The 17,560-nt window shown below is 70.0% G+C and carries 13 protein-coding genes; 1 reads left to right on the top strand and 12 read right to left on the bottom strand.

The genetic code is table 11. The features are described from left to right. Window positions 1-56 precede the first annotated feature (56 nt). The 10 genes from ABZ915_RS06940 to ABZ915_RS06895 all read right to left on the bottom strand — a co-directional run bounded on the left by ABZ915_RS06940 (window position 57) and on the right by ABZ915_RS06895 (window position 14,638). On the bottom strand, window positions 57-1,580 hold the full coding sequence (locus tag ABZ915_RS06940; RefSeq protein ID WP_361797029.1) for a CYTH and CHAD domain-containing protein: 1,524 nt from the start codon (window positions 1,578-1,580) through the stop codon (window positions 57-59). 53 nt (window positions 1,581-1,633) lie between these two features. Then, window positions 1,634-2,830, bottom strand: a complete 1,197-nt coding sequence (gene rodA / locus ABZ915_RS06935; protein ID WP_361797026.1) for a rod shape-determining protein RodA — start codon at window positions 2,828-2,830, stop codon at window positions 1,634-1,636. After that, window positions 2,827-5,076, bottom strand: a complete 2,250-nt coding sequence (mrdA, locus tag ABZ915_RS06930; RefSeq protein WP_361797024.1) for a penicillin-binding protein 2 — start codon at window positions 5,074-5,076, stop codon at window positions 2,827-2,829. The genes rodA and mrdA overlap by 4 nt, the downstream gene beginning before the upstream one ends. Window positions 5,077-5,228: 152 nt before the next feature. Then, window positions 5,229-5,906 (bottom strand): rod shape-determining protein MreD, encoded by a 678-nt coding sequence (gene mreD, locus ABZ915_RS06925; protein WP_361797021.1) that lies wholly within the window; start codon window positions 5,904-5,906, stop codon window positions 5,229-5,231. Between the two features lie 17 nt (window positions 5,907-5,923). After that, window positions 5,924-6,862: a rod shape-determining protein MreC gene (mreC, locus tag ABZ915_RS06920; protein WP_361797018.1), complete on the bottom strand. Its 939-nt coding sequence runs from the start codon at window positions 6,860-6,862 to the stop codon at window positions 5,924-5,926. Between the two features lie 128 nt (window positions 6,863-6,990). Beyond that, a complete protein-coding gene (locus ABZ915_RS06915) occupies window positions 6,991-8,010 on the bottom strand; it encodes a rod shape-determining protein (RefSeq protein ID WP_266514304.1) in 1,020 nt (339 codons plus the stop codon). Window positions 8,011-9,555: 1,545 nt separating this feature from the next. Continuing rightward, window positions 9,556-9,969, bottom strand: coding sequence for a nucleoside-diphosphate kinase (ndk, locus tag ABZ915_RS06910; RefSeq protein WP_361797015.1), 414 nt, complete (start codon window positions 9,967-9,969; stop codon window positions 9,556-9,558). Window positions 9,970-10,032: 63 nt separating this feature from the next. Further along, window positions 10,033-10,392: a DUF4233 domain-containing protein gene (locus tag ABZ915_RS06905; protein WP_361797013.1), complete on the bottom strand. Its 360-nt coding sequence runs from the start codon at window positions 10,390-10,392 to the stop codon at window positions 10,033-10,035. An 8-nt stretch (window positions 10,393-10,400) separates the two neighbouring features. Then, window positions 10,401-11,918, bottom strand: coding sequence for a folylpolyglutamate synthase/dihydrofolate synthase family protein (locus ABZ915_RS06900; protein ID WP_361797010.1), 1,518 nt, complete (start codon window positions 11,916-11,918; stop codon window positions 10,401-10,403). Between the two features lie 89 nt (window positions 11,919-12,007). Then, window positions 12,008-14,638: a valine--tRNA ligase gene (locus tag ABZ915_RS06895; protein ID WP_361797007.1), complete on the bottom strand. Its 2,631-nt coding sequence runs from the start codon at window positions 14,636-14,638 to the stop codon at window positions 12,008-12,010. A gap of 137 nt (window positions 14,639-14,775) precedes the next feature. On the opposite strand from ABZ915_RS06895, the gene ABZ915_RS06890 reads away from it, so the two are divergent. Continuing rightward, window positions 14,776-15,726 carry a hypothetical protein gene (locus ABZ915_RS06890; protein WP_361797004.1) on the top strand — a complete coding sequence of 317 codons (951 nt, stop codon included), beginning with the start codon at window positions 14,776-14,778 and terminating at the stop codon, window positions 15,724-15,726. Window positions 15,727-15,794: 68 nt separating this feature from the next. Here ABZ915_RS06890 and ABZ915_RS06885 read toward each other — a convergent pair whose 3' ends face one another. Then, complete coding sequence (locus ABZ915_RS06885; RefSeq protein WP_361797001.1) at window positions 15,795-16,061, bottom strand: hypothetical protein; 267 nt, start codon at window positions 16,059-16,061, stop codon at window positions 15,795-15,797. A gap of 99 nt (window positions 16,062-16,160) precedes the next feature. After that, window positions 16,161-17,447: an ATP-dependent Clp protease ATP-binding subunit ClpX gene (gene clpX / locus ABZ915_RS06880; RefSeq protein WP_361456725.1), complete on the bottom strand. Its 1,287-nt coding sequence runs from the start codon at window positions 17,445-17,447 to the stop codon at window positions 16,161-16,163. Between the last annotated feature and the right edge of the window lie 113 nt (window positions 17,448-17,560).

The raw sequence follows: 17,560 nt of genomic DNA, 5'->3' as shown, positions 1-17,560 counted from the left end.
TACCTTCGTGAGCTGACAGGGGTGACCATCAAGCGTAACCCGGTTGGAGGCCTCCCTCAGACGAACATCCGCGACCGCGCCTTCTTCCACACCCGCGGCAGCTCCGCCTCCACCGCCGCCGCCCGCTGCTCCTCCCGCCCGTACAGCAGTCCGTAGGTGAACGTGTCCTCCCCCGCCGCGTGCGCCACGGCGGAGAGCTCGCGCAGGGCCAGGCGGGCCATGACGCTGTCCTGGTGGTCGCCGAGCAGCTGGGTCAGGGACTTCATGGCCTTGGTGAGGGCGGCGGCCGGGTGGCCGAGGGCCGGGGTGGCCGCCTCCGCCGTGTAGCGGGTGCGCTTGGCCTTCTTGCGGGCCTCGTGCACGGCTACGTCGCGGTCCTGACCGGGCGGCGTGTCGATCGCCTGCTCGATGAGCCCCGAGACGCGGCGGGACTCCTTGCGGACGGCCTTGGCGATCACCTTGGACGGCTTGCCGCCGGCCGCCTTCCGCAGCGGCGGGTCGGTGATCAGGGCGTCCAGGGTGTCGAGCAGCGCGAGATACCGCACGGAGTCCAGGATGCCGATCACATGCGGCCGGGACCCGCCGCGCCGCCCCTCCGACCAGGCGTGCAGCCGGTCGGCGACCGGGCCGTGGACCAGCGTGTCCTCAAGCGCGTCGAGGTCCGCGGTCAGCCGCTCGGCCAGCACCTCCCGGTCGCGGTCCACGCCCAGCTCGCCCGCCAGCCATTTCAGCTCCGCGCCGATCGACTCGGTGACGGCCCGGTCGAACAGCGAGCGGTAGGCACGCAGGGCGCTGCGGGTGCGGCGGGTGGCGACCCGCATCTGGTGGACGGAGTCCTCGACGTCCCTGCGTACGGCCGGGTCGAGCTCGACGATCACGTCGCGCTGGGCGCGGACGTAGGCGAGGACGTGGTCGCCGGCGGTGACGGGCTGGGCGGCCTCCCGCCGGCGCTGCCCCTTCTTCCCCTTCGCCGCGGTCCCCTTCGGCGCGGTCTCCGTGAGCGCCCGGGCCAGCTTCGACGGTGCCTTGGACGGGCGTACGTCGGCCTTGCGCAGCCGCTTGTCCACCAGGTCGAGGAAGGCCGGGTCCCCGCCGTCGGCGAGCTCCACCTCGATCTCGGTCCACTGGGCCAGACCGCCCTCGCCGGTGAGCCGCTCCGCGGTCACGGCGTCCACGCTGGCCTCGGCGAGCAGCCGGCCGTCGGCGTCGACGAGGTGGCGTACGTCGCGGACGGAGCGGAGCCGGACCACGGGGCGCAGTTCGGCGTCGCGGACGCGGGAGCGGAGCAGGGCGATGAGGTCGTCCGGGACCGTGTCGGACAGGGGCGCCCGGATCTCGTCGCGCACGCCCGGGGCGACCGGGAGTTTGAGGTGCCAGCCCGCGTCGGAGCCGCCGGTGCGGCGGCGCAGGGTGACACCGGTGGCGGCGAGGCGCTCGTCGGGGGTGTCGTAGTAGGTGGCGTCCAGTTCCACGACGCCCTTGTCGAGGACGCCCGTCACCCCGCCGACGCCGGTCAGGTCGGGCAGGCCGCTCTCGTCGGACTCGTACTTTCGCTCTATCTCCCGCTTCGTATCCGCCATGAACCGAATCTAGCCCTGATTCGACCGGGTACGCCCTCCCGCAGGGAGACCGGCTACGCGGACATCGGCCGCTGCACCCTGATCGACTGGAGGAGCCCCACCGCCACCCACACCGCGAACATCGACGATCCGCCGTAGGAGACGAACGGCAGCGGCAGACCGGTGACCGGCATGATGCCCAGGGTCATGCCGATGTTCTCGAAGGCCTGGAAGGCGAACCAGGCCACGATCCCGGCGGCGACGATGGTGCCGTACAGCTCGGTCGTCTCGCGGGCGATGCGGCAGGCGCGCCAGAGCACGACGCCCAGCAGCAGGATGATCAGGCCGGCGCCGACGAAGCCCAGTTCCTCCCCCGCGACGGTGAAGACGAAGTCGGTCTGCTGCTCGGGCACGAACTGGCCGGTGGTCTGCGAGCCGTGGAAGAGGCCCGCGCCGGTCAGGCCGCCGGAGCCGATCGCGATGCGGGCCTGGTTGGTGTTGTAGCCGACGCCCGCCGGGTCGAGGTCGGGGTTGGCGAAGGCCGCGAAGCGGTTGATCTGGTACTCGTCCAGGATGTGCAGCTGCCAGACCGCGATCGCGCCCAGCGCGCCCGCGCCGATCAGGCCGAACACCCAGCGGTTGGAGGCTCCGGAGGCGAGCAGGATGCCCAGGATGATGATCACCATGACCATGACCGAGCCGAGGTCGGGCATGAGCAGCACGATCAGGATCGGTACGGCGGCCAGGCCGAGGGCCTGCATCACGGTGCGGTGGTCGGGGTACTTCTTGTCGCCGGCGTCGACGCGGGCCGCGAGCAGCATCGCCATGCCGAGGATGATCGTGATCTTCACGAACTCCGAGGGCTGGAGGGAGAAGCCGCCGCCGAGCACGATCCAGGAGTGGGCGCCGTTGACGGTGGAGCCGAGCGGGGTGAGCACCAGCAGGATGCCGAAGACGGAGAGGCCGTAGAGGATCGGCACGAAGTTGCGCAGGGTGCGGTGGCCGAGCCAGATCGTGCCGATCATCAGGGCGAGCCCGATGCCGGTGTTCATCAGGTGCCGGAGCAGGAAGTAGTACGGGTCGCCCTGGTTGATCTCGGTGCGGTTGCGGGTCGCGGAGTAGACCAGCAGCGAGCCGAGCCCCGACAGGGCGAGGCACGCGAGCAGTATCGGCCAGTCCAGTCGGCGGGCGATGGAGTCACGGGCGAGGAGCCGGGTCCAGCCGGCCCGTTCGGGGCCGTACCCGGAGACGGAGAAGCTGTTGCCGGTCATGCGGGCATCCTCCGGCTTCCCCTCTTGCGAGGTCGCCTGCGGGTGTTGCGGTTGCCGGTCCCGGGCGAGTTGGTGGTCGCCGGGGGCTGGGAATCGTCCGGGGCGGGCGAGCCGGACGGGGTGGCCTGGATGTCCTTGGCGGGGTCGCGGGAGACCTTCCCGGCCGCGATCGTGCCGTCCGTGCGGACCTTGGGCAGGCCCTTCTGCGGGGTGGGCAGCAGCGCCTTCTTCTTGTCGATGGAGCCGTCGGACTGGACGCCGTAGAGCGCGCTGTAGATGTTGCGCACGGCCTCACCGGAGGCGCCGGAACCCGTACCGGCCTGGGCGATGGTCATGATGACCGTGTAGTCCTTGGAGTAGGTGGCCAGCCAGGACGTGGTCTGCTTGCCGTAGACCTCTGCGGTACCGGTCTTGGCGTGCAGCGCGATCTTGTCCTGCGGCCAGCCGCCGAACTTCCAGGCGGCGGTACCGCGGGTGATGACGCCGGCGAAGGCGTCGTTCATGCCCTTGAGGGTGGCCTGGCTGACCGGCAGCTTTCCGGTCCTCTTCGGCTTGATCTCCTGGACGGACTTGCCGTCGGGGCTGATGACGGCCTTGCCGATGGTCGGCTGGTACATGGTGCCGCCGTTGGCGACGGCGCCGTACATCACGGCCTCCTGGATCGGGGTGACGAGGGTGTCGCCCTGACCGATGGAGTAGTTGATCTCGTCACCCTCGCGCATCTTGTTGCCTTCGAGGCAGTTCTCGTACGCGATCCTCTCCACGTACGAGCCGTCCTTCTTGCCGGTCTTGCACCAGGCGTCCTTGTTGGCCTTCCAGTAGTTCAGCTTCCACTGGCGGTCGGGGACGCGGCCGGTGACCTCGTTGGGCAGGTCGACGCCGGTCTCCTTGCCGAGGCCGAACTGGTGGGCGGTCTTGAAGAAGTAGTCCTTGGGCTCGCCCTTCTTGGGGTTGATGCCGCCGTCCTTCTTCCACTCCCGGTCGGCGAGGCCGTAGAAGACGGTGTCGCAGGAGACCTCGAGGGCGCGGCCGAGCGAGATCGGGCCGAAGTTCTCGCCCTCGAAGTTCTTGAAGACCTGGCCGCCCACCGAGTACGAGCTGGTGCACGGGTAGCCGCCGTCCCAGACGTAGCCGGCCTGGACCGCGGCGGCCGTGGAGACCACCTTGAAGGTCGAACCGGGTGCGGCCTGACCCTGTATGGCCCTGTTGAGCAGCGGGTAGTCGGAGTTCTTGCCGGTGAGGGCCTTGTAGTCCTTGGCGGAGATGCCGCCGACCCAGACGTTGGGGTCGTAGGTCGGGGCGGACGACATGGCGACGATCCGGCCGGTCTTGGCCTCCATCACGACGACGGCGCCGGAGTCGGCCTTGTAGTTCTCGCCGGTGATCTTGTCGTACTGCTGGCGGGCGACCTTCATGGCGTGGTCCAGCTCGTACTCGGCGACGCGCTGGACGCGGGAGTCGATGCTGGTGACGAGGTTGGCGCCGGGCTCGGCGGCGTCGGCCTGGGCCTTGCCGATGACGCGGCCGAGGTTGTCGACCTCGTAGCGGGTGACGCCGGCCTTGCCGCGCAGCGCCTTGTCGTACTGGCGCTCCAGGCCGCTGCGGCCGACCATGTCGGACCGGAGGTAGGGCGAGTCGGTGTCCTTGGCCTGCTGGATCTCGTTGTCGGTGACCGGTGAGAGGTAGCCGAGGACCTGCGCGGTGTTCGACTTGCCGGGGGCACCGTAGCGGCGCACGGCCTCGGGCTCGGCGGTGATGCCGGGGAAGTCCTCGGCGCGCTCACGGATCTGGAGGGCCTGCTTGGCGGTGGCCTTGTCGGTGATCGGGATCGGCTGGTACGGGGAGCCGTTCCAGCACGGCTGCGGGGTCTTGGCGTCGCACAGCCGGACCTTCAGCATGACCTCCTTGGGGTCGATGCCGAGGACGCCGGCCAGCTTGGTGAGGACCGCCTTGCCGTCGTCCTTCTGCTTCAGCAGGTCGGTGCGGGAGGCGGAGACCACCAGCCGGGTCTCGTTGTCGGCGAGCGCGACGCCCCGCGCGTCCAGGATCGAGCCGCGTACGGCGGGCTGGACGACCTGCTGGACGTGGTTGCCGGAGGCTTCCTTCTGGTACTCGGCGCCCTCGCGGATCTGGAGGTACCACAGACGGCCGCCGAGGGTGCCGAGCAGGGAGAGGACGAGGATCTGGATCACGATGAGCCGGATCTGGACCCGTGGGGTCCGTCCGGTCTCGGGAATGTTGGTCACTGCGGCTGCCTCCCCCTCTCAGTGCGTGTATGTGTCATATACGACGAAGCTGTGCGCGTCCGGGCGCGGCCCCCGCGTATGTCCTGGACGCCGCCCCCGCGTCGGTTCCGGGCGCGGCCCCCGCGTCTGTACAGCCGTCAACTGTTCGCCGGTCACAGCCGCTTGACCCCCTTGATGCGGCTCACCCGCGCGGCGCGGGTACGGGTCTTGGCCTTCAGGCCGCCGAGGCCGCCGCGCTGGCTGCCGATGCGCAGCCCGGTGCCGGAGGAGAGCCAGCCGGAGGAGATGTCGGTGGCCTTGGCCGCGGAACCGGTCTCCGCGAGCGGGTCGTTCTCGGCGCGGCGGGCCAGGGCGATGATTCCGGGGACGACGAACGGCGCGAGGAGCAGGTCGTACACGGCGGCCGAGCTCAGCAGGCCGACGAGGCCCACATGGCGGGCGGCGGTGTCACCGACGAGGGCGCCGACCCCGGCGTACAGCAGCGTCGAGCCGATCGCGGCGGCGACCACGACGACCATCGGGCCGGTGGCGGATTTCAGGCGGCCGTTCTCGGGCTTGATGAGTCCGGCGAAGTAGCCGATGACGCACAGCACCAGCGCGTAGCGGCCGGCGGCGTGGTCGGCGGGCGGGGCGAGGTCGGCGAGGAGTCCCGCGCCGAAGCCGACGAGGGCGCCGCCGACATGGCCGTACACGATCGCCAGGCCCAGCACGGTGAGCAGCAGCAGATCGGGCACCGCGCCCGGGAGGTGGAGGCGGGCGAGGACACTGACCTGGATGACCAGGGCGACGACGACCAGCGCGGTGGAGAGCAGGATCCGGTTGAGGCGCATGGGACTTCGAGCTCCTACTACTGCTGCTGGTCGTTGGCGGTCGCGTCGGACGACGGGGTGACCGTCACGGTCACCGTCGGCGTCGGGGTCGGCTTCGGCTTGGCCGGCAGCACCTCGTCACGCGGGTCCTTCTTCGGGGCCTCGACGACGACACCCACGATGTCCAGCTTGCTGAAGCCGACGAACGGGGTGACGTAGAGGGTGCGGGTCAGGCCGCCGCCGGAGGGATCGATGCGGGAGACGACACCCACCGGGACACCGGGCACGAACGGCTTGTCGGCCTGGGAGCCAAAGGTGACGAGCCGGTCGCCCTTCTTCACCTCGGCCTTGCCGTTGAGGAGTTCGACGCGCAGCGGGCGGTCGCCCTGCCCGGAGGCGAAGCCGAGTTCGTCGCTGCCCTCCATGCGGGTGCCGACGGTGAAGTCGGGGTCGTTGGCGAGCAGCACGGTGGAGGTGTCCGGGCCGACGGTGGTGACGCGTCCGACCAGGCCGTCGCCGTTGAGCACGGTCATGTCCCGCTTGATGCCGTCGTTGGCGCCGACGTCGATGGTGACGGTCCAGGAGAAACCCTGCGCCGAGCCTATGGCGATGACTTCGGCGCCCTTGATGCCGTACTGGCCCTCGCCGGCGATCTTCAGCATCTTGTCGAGCTGCCCCAGGCGGCTGCGGTTGCGGTCGCTGCTGCCGAGCTTGGCCTTGAGAGCCGCGTTCTCCTTCTCCAGCCGCGCGAGCCGGTCGTGTCGCTCACCGGAGTCACGGACCGCGGAGACGGCGTTGCCGACCGGGTCGACCGCCGACGACACCCCGTCCTCGATCGGGCCGAAGACCGCGGCCGCGGCCTGCCGGGCACCGTCTACGGGAGAGTTCTGGCCGCCGCGGATGTCCACCGTGATCAGTGCGAACGCGATGGCGATCAGCAGCACCAGGAGCAGCCGGCTCTCTTTCGTGTCCCTCACGTGCGGCGGCCGTGCCCTTCCTCATTGGAATGCGATTGGGGAATGAACTTGTCGGAGCTTATGCCTCTATATCAACGATCCGCCGTACGAGAGGAGATCATCTCGTACGGCGGAATCGAAGAGTTACGTCATCTGCGCGGCTGGGCGTCAAGTACCTGCTGGAGCGCCTCGAACTCCTCGACGCACTTGCCGGAGCCGAGCGCCACGCTGTCCAGCGGGTCCTCGGCGATGTGGATGGGCATACCGGTCTCGCGGCGCAGCCGCTCGTCGAGGCCGCGCAGCAGGGCGCCGCCGCCGGTGAGCACGATGCCCCGGTCCATGATGTCGCCGGACAGCTCCGGCGGGCACTTGTCCAGAGTGGTCTTCACGGCGTCGACGATCGCGTTGACGGGCTCCTCGATCGCCTTGCGTACTTCGGCGGCGGAGATGACGACGGTCTTGGGCAGTCCGGAGACGAGGTCCCGGCCGCGGATCTCGGTGTGCTCGTCGGCGTCGAGTTCGTACGCCGACCCGATCGTGATCTTGATCTGCTCGGCCGTCCGCTCACCGAGGAGGAGGCTGTACTCCTTCTTGATGTGCTGGATGATCGCGTTGTCCAGTTCGTCGCCCGCGACGCGGATGGACTGGGCGGTGACGATGCCGCCGAGCGAGATGACCGCGACCTCGGTGGTGCCGCCGCCGATGTCCACCACCATGTTGCCGGTGGCCTCGTGGACCGGCAGGCCGGAGCCGATGGCCGCCGCCATGGGTTCCTCGATGATGTGCACCTGGCGGGCACCCGCCTGGGACGACGCCTCGATGACGGCGCGGCGCTCGACTCCCGTGATACCGGAGGGCACACAGACGACGACACGCGGCCGGGCGAGGTACCTCCGCTTGTGGATCTTCAGGATGAAGTAGCGGAGCATGCGCTCGGTGATCTCGAAGTCGGCGATGACGCCGTCCTTCAGCGGACGTACGGCGACGATGTTGCCCGGGGTCCGCCCGATCATCTTCTTCGCTTCGGCCCCGACCGCGAGGATGCCACCGGTGTTCGTGTTGATCGCGACGACGGACGGCTCGTTGAGTACGATCCCGCGACCCCTGACGTACACCAGCGTGTTGGCGGTCCCGAGGTCGACAGCCATGTCACGGCCGATGAACGACATTGAGTTCCCCATGAGGATTCGTCTGGCCTTCCCACGAGCTTTTGAGGGCTTTTCAGGTAGGCGAGGTGGGTGCTGTGACGTGAAGGCCTCCATGGTAAACGGGCCTGCACGAACACTGCGCGAGGGTCTTCGCCATTGTCAGCAGATGGGCGAGTGCCTCGCTTGTGGAGACGGCCCAACAGGGGCACGCGTTCCCCCGATCGGCACGCATATGCCAAGCGATGGTCGAAAAGGTACCGGCGCCGCAGCTCAGCGGGCGCGTCGAGGTGACGCCCCCTCAGAAAAATCCCCGGAAAATTCCCTCCAGGAACCCCGCCGCCGGCACCGACCCGGCGGACACACGACACGGCCACCGCTGCCCGAAGCTCGGCCGAGCCGGCTTGCAGGCCGGCGACGCGTGCCGCTGCGCGGGCCTCGGCGAGAGGGTTTACGGGCGGCTCGCCCCGACCCGGCGGACACACGACACGGACGCCCGCTGCGCGGGGCCTGGCCGAGCGGACTTACGGGCGGGCCACCGCTGAGCGGGCCTCGGCGAGCGGGATCCACGTGCCGCCCACGCCGACCCGGCGGGCACGCGACGCGAACGCCGCTGCCGGAGCTTGGCCGAGCGGACTTGCGGGCCGACCGCCCCGTCCGGCGGACGCGAGGTGCGCCGCCGCGCGGCCCCGGCCGAGCAGCCTGACGGACCGCCCGCCCCGATCCGAGGGCCACCACTGCCGAGCCTCGGCAAGCGAGGTTCACAGGCCGCCCGCGCCGACCCGGCGGACACACGATACGGACGCCGCCGCACGGCCCGGCTGAGTCGGATGGGCACGAGCGGGGGCGGCGCTACGCGAGCAGGTCCGCCCAGGGGGCAGCGCGCGGCCTCCGGTGCCCGAACGGCTCGCCCGAGCACGGGTACGAACCCGCCCGCGAGCGCGACGACACCGACACGGCCCGGCCCGACACCCTCGCCCCCCTGACACCGCTGTGGCAGCACGACCCGGCAGGAGCCGCGGGGATCAGGTGAGGCCCGGCCGACCCGGCGGGCATGGCGCCGGCCGAGACAGCCCGCCTCCGGCCCCCGGCGCCCGGCGAACACCCTCCCCGCACAACCCCCGGAGGGATCCAGCGCGGCCCGGAGCCTGACACGCCTGGACGGGGGCCGGACACCCGGCCCGGCGGGACGGTGTGGACGCCGCGACGCGGGTCCTGCCCTGGGCTGCCCGCTCATAGCCCCCGGCACCCAGTCCCGGCGGGCCCTCGCCGCGCAACCCCCGGCAGGGGCCGGCAGCAATCAGGCATGGCCCCGGGAACCTGACCCGTCCGGACGCGGGCCGGCCACCCGCCCCTGGCCGGCAGGCATGGGACCCCGCGGGGGGAGACATGGGACGCGGTACGCCCCCCGGCAGCGCGGCGGGACGGGGCGGGCGCAGATGCGCGGGGACCTGTCGAGGCAGCCCGTCTCCGGTCCCCGGCGTCCGGCCCGGTGGGCAGCCCATCATGCGTCCCCGGAGGACCCGGCTCGGGCTGTCCGGACCCGGCCCGCTCAGCCCCCGGCAGGGATCAGGCGTGGGTGGGGAAGAAGATCTTGACCTCGCGGCTGGCCGATTCCTCGGAGTCGGAGGCGTGGATCAGGTTCTCGCGGACGATGACGCCGTAGTCGCCGCGGATGGAGCCGGGAGGCGCGGCGACCGGGTCGGTGGGGCCGGCCAGGGCGCGCAGGCCCTCGATGACCCGCTCACCCTCGACGATCATGGCCACGACCGGGCCGGAGGCCATGAACTCCACCAGCGGCTCGTAGAAGGGCTTGCCCTTGTGCTCGCCGTAGTGCTGCTCCAGCGTGTCCTGGTCCAGCGTGCGCAGCTCCAGCGCGGTGATCTGCCAGCCGGCCTTGCGCTCGATGCGGCTGATGATCTCGCCGGTCAGGCCGCGACGGACGGCGTCGGGCTTGAGCAGGACGAGGGTGCGCTGGGTCACGGGGGGCTCCTTCTGACTGACATATGCGGTGGCACGAGATTACAGGGCGTGTCCGGGCGCCTCTTACGCAGCGTCAGCCGTGGTCGAGCTCTCCGCCTGCGCCGCGAATCTCGCCTTCGCCTCGTCCACCTTCCGCCCGAAATGCACCGACGCCCACCACAGCGCCGCGAACACCGCACCCAGGATGAACATCATCGGGACGAAGAACCCGGAGGCGACCAGCGCGATCTGGAGGGCCCAGCCGAGGGCCACGCCCCCGGGCCGGGTCACCATGCCGCACAGCGCCACGCTCAGGAACATGGCGAGGCCGCACACCGTCCACACCGTCGACGCGGACAGGTCCTGGTCCTTCATCGCCACCAGCCCCGCGAAGCCGATGATGAAGAACTCCCCGATCAAGGTCGAGGAACAGAGCGTACGCATGGCAGCCCTCAGCCCCTTCCCAGCAGCAGCCGGGCCTCGCCGACCGTGATGACGGAACCCGTGACGAGCACACCGCCGCCGGCGAACTCGCCCTCCTCCTCGGCCAGCGTGATCGCCGCCTCCAGCGCGTCCGGCAGCCGCGGCTCGACCTGCACCCGCTCCTCGCCGAACACCTCGACGGCGACCGCGGCCAGCTCGTCGGCGTCCATCGCCCGGTGGCTGGAGTTCTGCGTGACGACGATCTCCGCGAACAGCGGCTCGAAGGCCTCGAGCAGCCCGCGCACGTTCTTGTCGCCGCTGGCCCCGACCACACCGATCAGCCGGCTGAAGTCGAACGCCTCCCCCACGGCATCCGCGGTCGCCCGCGCGCCCGCCGGGTTGTGCGCCGCGTCCAGCACGACGGTGGGCGACCGCCGTACGACCTCCAGCCGGCCCGGCGAGGAGACCGCCGCGAAGGCCTTGCGGACGGCGTCGATGTCCAGCCGCTCCGCCCGCTGCGCGCCGACCCCGAAGAACGCCTCGACGGCGGCGAGCGCCACGGCCGCGTTGTGCGCCTGGTAGGCACCGTGCAGCGGGAGGTAGACCTCCTCGTACTCGCCGCCCAGCCCGCGCAGCGTCAGCAGCTGCCCGCCGACCGCGACCTGCCGCGCCACGACGCCGAACTCCAGCCCTTCCCGGGCCACGGTCGCGTCGACGTCCACCGCCTTCTTCAGCAGCACCTGCGCCGCGTCCACCGGCTGCTGGGCCAGGATCACGGTCGCGTCCTGCTTGATGATCCCGGACTTCTCGCCGGCGATCTCGGCGTGCGTCTCCCCGAGCCGGTCGGTGTGGTCGAGGTCGATGGGGGTGACGACGGCGACGTCCCCGTCGATGACGTTGGTGGCGTCCCAGGAGCCGCCCATGCCCACCTCGACGACGGCCACGTCCACGGGCGCGTCCGCGAAGGCCGCGTACGCCATGCCGGTGAGCACCTCGAAGAAGGAGAGCCGGAACTCCTGCTGCCCGTCGACCATCTCCACGTACGGCTTGATGTCCTGGTACGTCTCGATGAACCGCTCGGCGGTGATCGGGGTGCCGTCCAGGCTGATCCGCTCGGTGATCGACTGCACGTGCGGCGAGGTGTAGCGGCCGGTGCGCAGCTCGAAGGCGCCGAGCAGCGCCTCGATCATGCGGGCCGTGGAGGTCTTGCCGTTGGTTCCCGTGATGTGGATCGAGGGGTACGAGCGCTGCGGCTCGCCCAGGACGTCCATCAGCGCGGAGATCCGGCTGACGGAGGGCTCCAGCTTGGTCTCGCCCCAGCGTGTCGCCAGCTCTCCCTCGACCTCGCGCAGCGCCTTGTCGACCTCGGGGTCCTCGGGCCGCGTGGGGACGTCAGCCTCCGGCGGCCCGCCCTGCGTGCGCAGGGTACGGCTGCCGGCCTCGATCACGGCGAGGTCGGGGTCGCGGTCGGTCTCGGCCGCGACGATCTCGTCGAAGGAGTCGAGGGGGTCGGGCTGGTCGCTGTCGTGCGGGGGGAGGTCGCTCACGGGATCCAGTCTACGGAGCCCCGGTGACAGAGACGGGCGAAGGCCCCCGGAACCTGACAGTCCGGGGGCCTTCGCCCGTGTACCGCTGCCTACGCCTGCGGCAACCGCTCCAGCTGCGCGGCGATCCGCGCGATGTCCTCGTCCGCCTTCGCCAGCCGCGTGCGGATCTTCTCCACCACGTTGTCCGGCGCCTTCGCCAGGAACGCCTCGTTGCCGAGCTTGGCCGTGGCCTGGGCCTTCTCCTTCTCCGCGGCCGCCAGGTCCTTGGCCAGGCGCTTGCGCTCCGCCGCCACGTCGATCGTGCCGGAGAGGTCGAGGGCGACCTCGGCACCCGCGACGGGAAGGGTCGCGGTCGCGGTGAAGGAGTCACCCTCCGGCTGGAGGCGCAGCAGCTGGCGGATGGCGGCCTCGTGCGGGGCGAGCGCCGTGCCGTCGAGGGCCAGGCGGGCCGGGACCCGCTGCCCCGGCTGGAGGCCCTGGTCGGCGCGGAAGCGGCGGACCTCGGTGATGACGGACTGGAGGCTCTCGATCTCCTTCTCCGCCGCCGCGTCCCTGAAGCCGCTGTCCGTCGGCCAGTCGGCGATGACGACCGACTCACCGCCCGTGAGGGTGGTCCACAGGGTCTCCGTGACGAACGGGACCACCGGGTGCAGCAGCTTCAGCGTGACGTCGAGGACCTCGCCGAGGACCCGCTTGCTGACCTCGGCCGGCTCGCCGCCCGCCTGGAACGTCGTCTTGGACAGCTCGACGTACCAGTCGAAGACCTCGTCCCACGCGAAGTGGAAGAGGGCGTCGGAGAGCTTGGCGAACTGGAAGTCGTCGTAGAACGCGTCGACTTCGGCAATGACGGAGTTGAGCCGGGAGAGGATCCAGCGGTCCGTCGCCGACATCGCGGACGGGGCCGGCAGGGGCCCGTCCACCGTCGCGCCGTTCATCAGCGCGAAGCGCGTCGCGTTCCAGATCTTGTTGGCGAAGTTGCGGGAGCCCTGGACCCAGTCCTCGCCGATGGGGACGTCGACACCCGGGTTCGCGCCACGGGCCAGAGTGAACCTGAGCGCATCGCTGCCGTACTTGTCCATCCAGTCCAGCGGGTTGACCGCGTTGCCGAAGGACTTCGACATCTTCTTGCCGAACTGGTCGCGGACCATGCCGTGCAGGGCGATGGTGTGGAACGGCGGGGTGCCGTCCATCGCGTACAGGCCGAACATCATCATCCGGGCGACCCAGAAGAAGAGGATGTCGTAGCCGGTGACCAGGACGGAGTTCGGGTAGAACTTCGCGAGCGACTCGGTCTGTTCGGGCCAGCCCAGCGTGGAGAACGGCCACAGGCCGGAGGAGAACCAGGTGTCGAGGACGTCGGTGTCCTGCTTCCAGCCCTCCGCCTCGGTGCCGGGCGGCTCCTCGTCGGGGCCGACGCAGACGACCTCGCCGTTCGGGCCGTACCAGACCGGAATCCGGTGACCCCACCACAACTGACGGGAAATGCACCAGTCGTGGAGGTTGTCGACCCAGTCGAAGTACCGCTTCTCCATCTCCTGCGGATGGATCTTGACCTTGCCCTCGCGGACGGCGTCACCGGCCGCCTTCGCCAGCGGGCCGACCTTGACCCACCACTGCATGGACAGCCGCGGCTCGATGGTGGTCTTGCAGCGCGAGCAGTGGCCGACGCTGTGGACGTACGGCCGCTTCTCGGCGACGATCCGGCCCTCGGCGCGCAGCGCGGCGACGATCGCCGAGCGGGCCTCCAGCCGGTCCAGGCCCTGGAAGGGGCCGTGGGCGGTGATGACGGCGTGCTCGTCCATGACGGTCAGGGACGGCAGGTTGTGGCGCTGGCCGATCTCGAAGTCGTTCGGGTCGTGGGCCGGGGTGACCTTGACGGCGCCGGTGCCGAACTCGGGGTCGACGTGCTCGTCCGCGACGACCGGGATGGAGCGGTCGGTCAGCGGCAGCCTGATGAGCTTGCCGACCAGGTGCTTGTACCGCTCGTCCTCGGGGTGGACGGCGACGGCGGTGTCACCGAGCATCGTCTCGGCACGGGTGGTGGCGACGACGATGGTGTCGTCCCCCTCGCCGTACTTCATCGAGACGAGCTCGCCGTCGTCGTCCTGGTACTCGACCTCGATGTCCGAGATGGCCGTCAGGCACCGGGGGCACCAGTTGATGATGCGCTCGGCGCGGTAGATCAGCTCGTCGTCGTAGAGGCGCTTGAAGATGGTCTGGACGGCCTGGGACAGCCCCTCGTCCATGGTGAACCGCTCACGGGACCAGGCGACGCCGTCGCCGAGGCGCCGCATCTGCCCGCCGATCTGCCCGCCGGACTCGGCCTTCCACTGCCAGACGCGCTCGACGAAGGCTTCCCGGCCCAGGTCGTGCCGGGACTTGCCCTCCTTGCCGAGCTCCCGTTCCACGACGTTCTGCGTGGCGATGCCGGCGTGGTCCATGCCCGGCTGCCACAGCGTCTCGTACCCCTGCATGCGCTTACGTCGCGTGAGGGCGTCGATGAGCGTGTGCTCGAAGGCGTGCCCGAGGTGCAGGCTGCCGGTGACGTTCGGCGGTGGGATGACGATCGTGTACGGAGGCTTGTCGCTCTTCGCGTCGGCCTCGAAGTAACCGCGCTCTACCCAGCGCTCGTACAGCGGCCCCTCTACATCGGCCGGCGCGTACTGGGTCGGCAGTTCGGTGTCGGGCGCTGGTGGCTGCTGCTGAGCGTTCTCGGTCACGGGGTCAGTTTAGAGGTGTCACGGCGTGGTCCCGAAACGCCTTTGTTCTGTAACGGTGAGACCCCCGATGCCGTGCGGCTTCTGCGCCTGGGCCAGGATGTCAGGAACACATAAGCAGTCTGGAGGGGAACCCAGAAATGAGTCACAACCAGCCGGGCCCGTACGGCCAGCAGCCCCAGCAGCCTGGACCGTACGGCCAGCCGGGCCCGTACGGCCAGCAGCCGCCGCAGGCTCCGCAGCCCGGCTACGGCTACCCCCAGCAGACGCCTCCGGCCCCGCCGCAGCCCGGGTACGGCTACCCGCAGCAGGGCGCCCCCCAGCAGCCGAACCCGTACGGCCAGCAGCCGCCGTACGGCCAGCAGCCCTACCCCACCGTCCCCCAGCCGCCCGTGCCCGACGGCGGCAAGAAGAAGACGGGCCTGATCATCGGCGCCGTGGCGGTCGTGGCGGCGGTCGCGGTGGGGGTCTTCTTCGTGATCGGCAAGGGCAACAGCGGCGCCGGCGGCGTCACGGACGACGGTGCGCACAAGCTGACCGCGCCCGCGCAGGTGATCAACGGGACGTACAAGAAGTCGGACAGCGCCGGCTCCACTGACAGCATGACCGCCGACGACAAGGCGGACTTCGAGAAGTGGGGCGTGAAGAACCCGACGGACGTCAGCGCGGGCTACAAGCAGGGCACGGGCCTGAGCCAGAAGAACCTCTCCTTCAGCGGTGTCTACGGGACCATCGACGACCCCGAGGCCGTTGTCGACTCCATGTTCGCCAAGGTCAAGTCGGAGTCCGAGAAGGACAAGGAGTCCCAGGGCACGATGATCGGCAGCCCCGAGGCGGTACACCCGACGGGCTTCTCGAACGGCATCATGAAGTGCCAGGTGGCCCAGTTCAAGAACGACAGTTCCTCGAGCACGGGCGCCGGCGCGGCGAAGACCGTCAAGATGCCCATGTGCATCTGGGGTGACCACAGCACGGTCGCGGTCGTCACGTCCTTCGGCCTCGCCCAACTCGCCAGCGGCGACGGCGGCTCGGTCGACGACGTGTCAGCCCTCGCGGCCAAGCTCCGCAACGACGTGCGCGTCAAGGCCTGACGCAGGGAGACACCAACGGGGCGCCCAGCGGTTACCGCGGGCGCCCCGTCCCGTATTGGCGACTCGACTCAGGCAAGTCTGCAAGCGTGCTGCGCCGTGGTGCTGTCCACCTGGATGGTGATCAAGCCGGTCAGACACAGCGGGTTGGCCCCGACCGGGAGATGCTCGTGACCGCAGGCCGCCTTCACCTTCGTGCCGGCGAAGTACCCATGGCTGGCCACGTAGTTGCTGCACGCGCTCTGCGTGGCGCTCGCCGGTGAGGCCACGAGGATCGGCAGGGCACCTGCCGCCGCCACCACACCGGCCGCCATGCGCTTCGCCCTCTGGAAAGCCATTGGTCCCGCCGGAACGATGACTCGATCCGATCGTCCCTGTCCGACACGCCAACGGGCAGGCACCCACCACAGGGTGCCTGCCCGTCGACGCCGAGATGCTTACGCCGTCTTCTGCTCGCCAGAGCCCCGCCCCCGCGCGTCCCGCGGGATCAGGGTCGGGTTGACGTTGGAGTGGACGACGTCCGCCGTGATGACGACCCTCGCCACGTCCTTCCGCGAGGGGACCTCGTACATCACCGACATCAGGACCTCCTCCATGATGGCGCGCAGGCCTCGCGCGCCGGTCTGGCGGAGGATGGCCTGGTCGGCGATGGCTTCGAGGGCCTCGCGCTCGAAGTCCAGTTCCACGCCGTCGAGTTCGAAGAGGCGCTGGTACTGCTTGACCAGCGCGTTGCGGGGCTCGACCAGGATCTGGAGCAGGGCCTCGCGGTCCAGGTTGTGGACCGAGGTGATCACCGGGAGGCGGCCGATGAACTCGGGGATCATGCCGAACTTGACCAGGTCCTCCGGCATGACGTCCTCGAAGACGTCCTTGGACTCCAGCTCGCGCTTGGAGCGGATCGTCGCGCCGAAGCCGATGCCCTTCGCACCGGCCCGCGACTCGATGATCTTGTCCAGGCCCGCGAAGGCACCGCCCACGATGAACAGGACGTTCGTCGTGTCGATCTGGATGAACTCCTGGTGCGGGTGCTTGCGGCCGCCCTGCGGCGGGACGGAGGCGGTCGTGCCCTCCAGGATCTTCAGAAGGGCCTGCTGCACGCCCTCGCCCGAGACGTCCCGGGTGATCGACGGGTTTTCGCTCTTTCGGGCTACCTTGTCGATCTCGTCGATGTAGATGATCCCGGTCTCGGCCTTCTTGACGTCGTAGTCCGCCGCCTGGATCAGCTTCAGCAGGATGTTCTCGACGTCCTCGCCGACGTACCCCGCCTCCGTGAGCGCCGTCGCGTCGGCGATCGCGAACGGCACGTTCAGCATGCGGGCCAGGGTCTGGGCGAGGAGCGTCTTGCCCGAACCCGTGGGGCCCAGCAGGAGGATGTTGGACTTCGCCAACTCGATGGCGTCGTCCCGGCCCTGGGCCCCGCCGTTCTCGCCGGCCTGGACCCGCTTGTAGTGGTTGTACACCGCGACTGAGAGCGCCTTCTTGGCTGCCTCTTGCCCGACTACATAGCCTTCGAGGAACTCGTAGATCTCGCGGGGCTTGGGAAGTTCCTCCCAGCGCACCTCGCTCGTCTCCGCGAGCTCCTCCTCGATGATCTCGTTGCAGAGATCGATGCACTCGTCGCAGATGTACACACCGGGCCCTGCGATGAGCTTCTTGACCTGCTTCTGGCTCTTGCCGCAGAACGAGCACTTGAGCAGATCGCCGCCGTCACCGATGCGTGCCACGGTGTGCTTCCCCTTCGCCTGGGAGACGCCTGGACGCTACGAGTCCAGCGGCTCCTGGTGCTGCCTTATTCCGACGGTACCTTGCCGGGCCCCCCGTTCGGGCCCCCCTTGGC

Origin of the sequence: Streptomyces sp. NPDC046915, from assembly GCF_040644935.1 — a bacterium.
In the GTDB taxonomy this organism is placed as follows: Bacteria; Actinomycetota; Actinomycetes; order Streptomycetales; family Streptomycetaceae; genus Streptomyces.
This window is presented reverse-complemented; position numbering and strand designations above follow the sequence as displayed.

Coding starts and splice junctions, on each gene's coding strand:
- ABZ915_RS06890 (WP_361797004.1), top strand. CDS start 14,776: ATGAGTCACAACCAGCCGGGCCCGTACGGCCAGCAGCCCCAGCAGCCT.
- ABZ915_RS06915 (WP_266514304.1), bottom strand. CDS start 8,010: ATGTCGTTCATCGGCCGTGACATGGCTGTCGACCTCGGGACCGCCAAC.
- ABZ915_RS06940 (WP_361797029.1), bottom strand. CDS start 1,580: ATGGCGGATACGAAGCGGGAGATAGAGCGAAAGTACGAGTCCGACGAG.
- ABZ915_RS06885 (WP_361797001.1), bottom strand. CDS start 16,061: ATGGCTTTCCAGAGGGCGAAGCGCATGGCGGCCGGTGTGGTGGCGGCG.
- ABZ915_RS06905 (WP_361797013.1), bottom strand. CDS start 10,392: ATGCGTACGCTCTGTTCCTCGACCTTGATCGGGGAGTTCTTCATCATC.
- mreD (WP_361797021.1), bottom strand. CDS start 5,906: ATGCGCCTCAACCGGATCCTGCTCTCCACCGCGCTGGTCGTCGTCGCC.
- rodA (WP_361797026.1), bottom strand. CDS start 2,830: ATGACCGGCAACAGCTTCTCCGTCTCCGGGTACGGCCCCGAACGGGCC.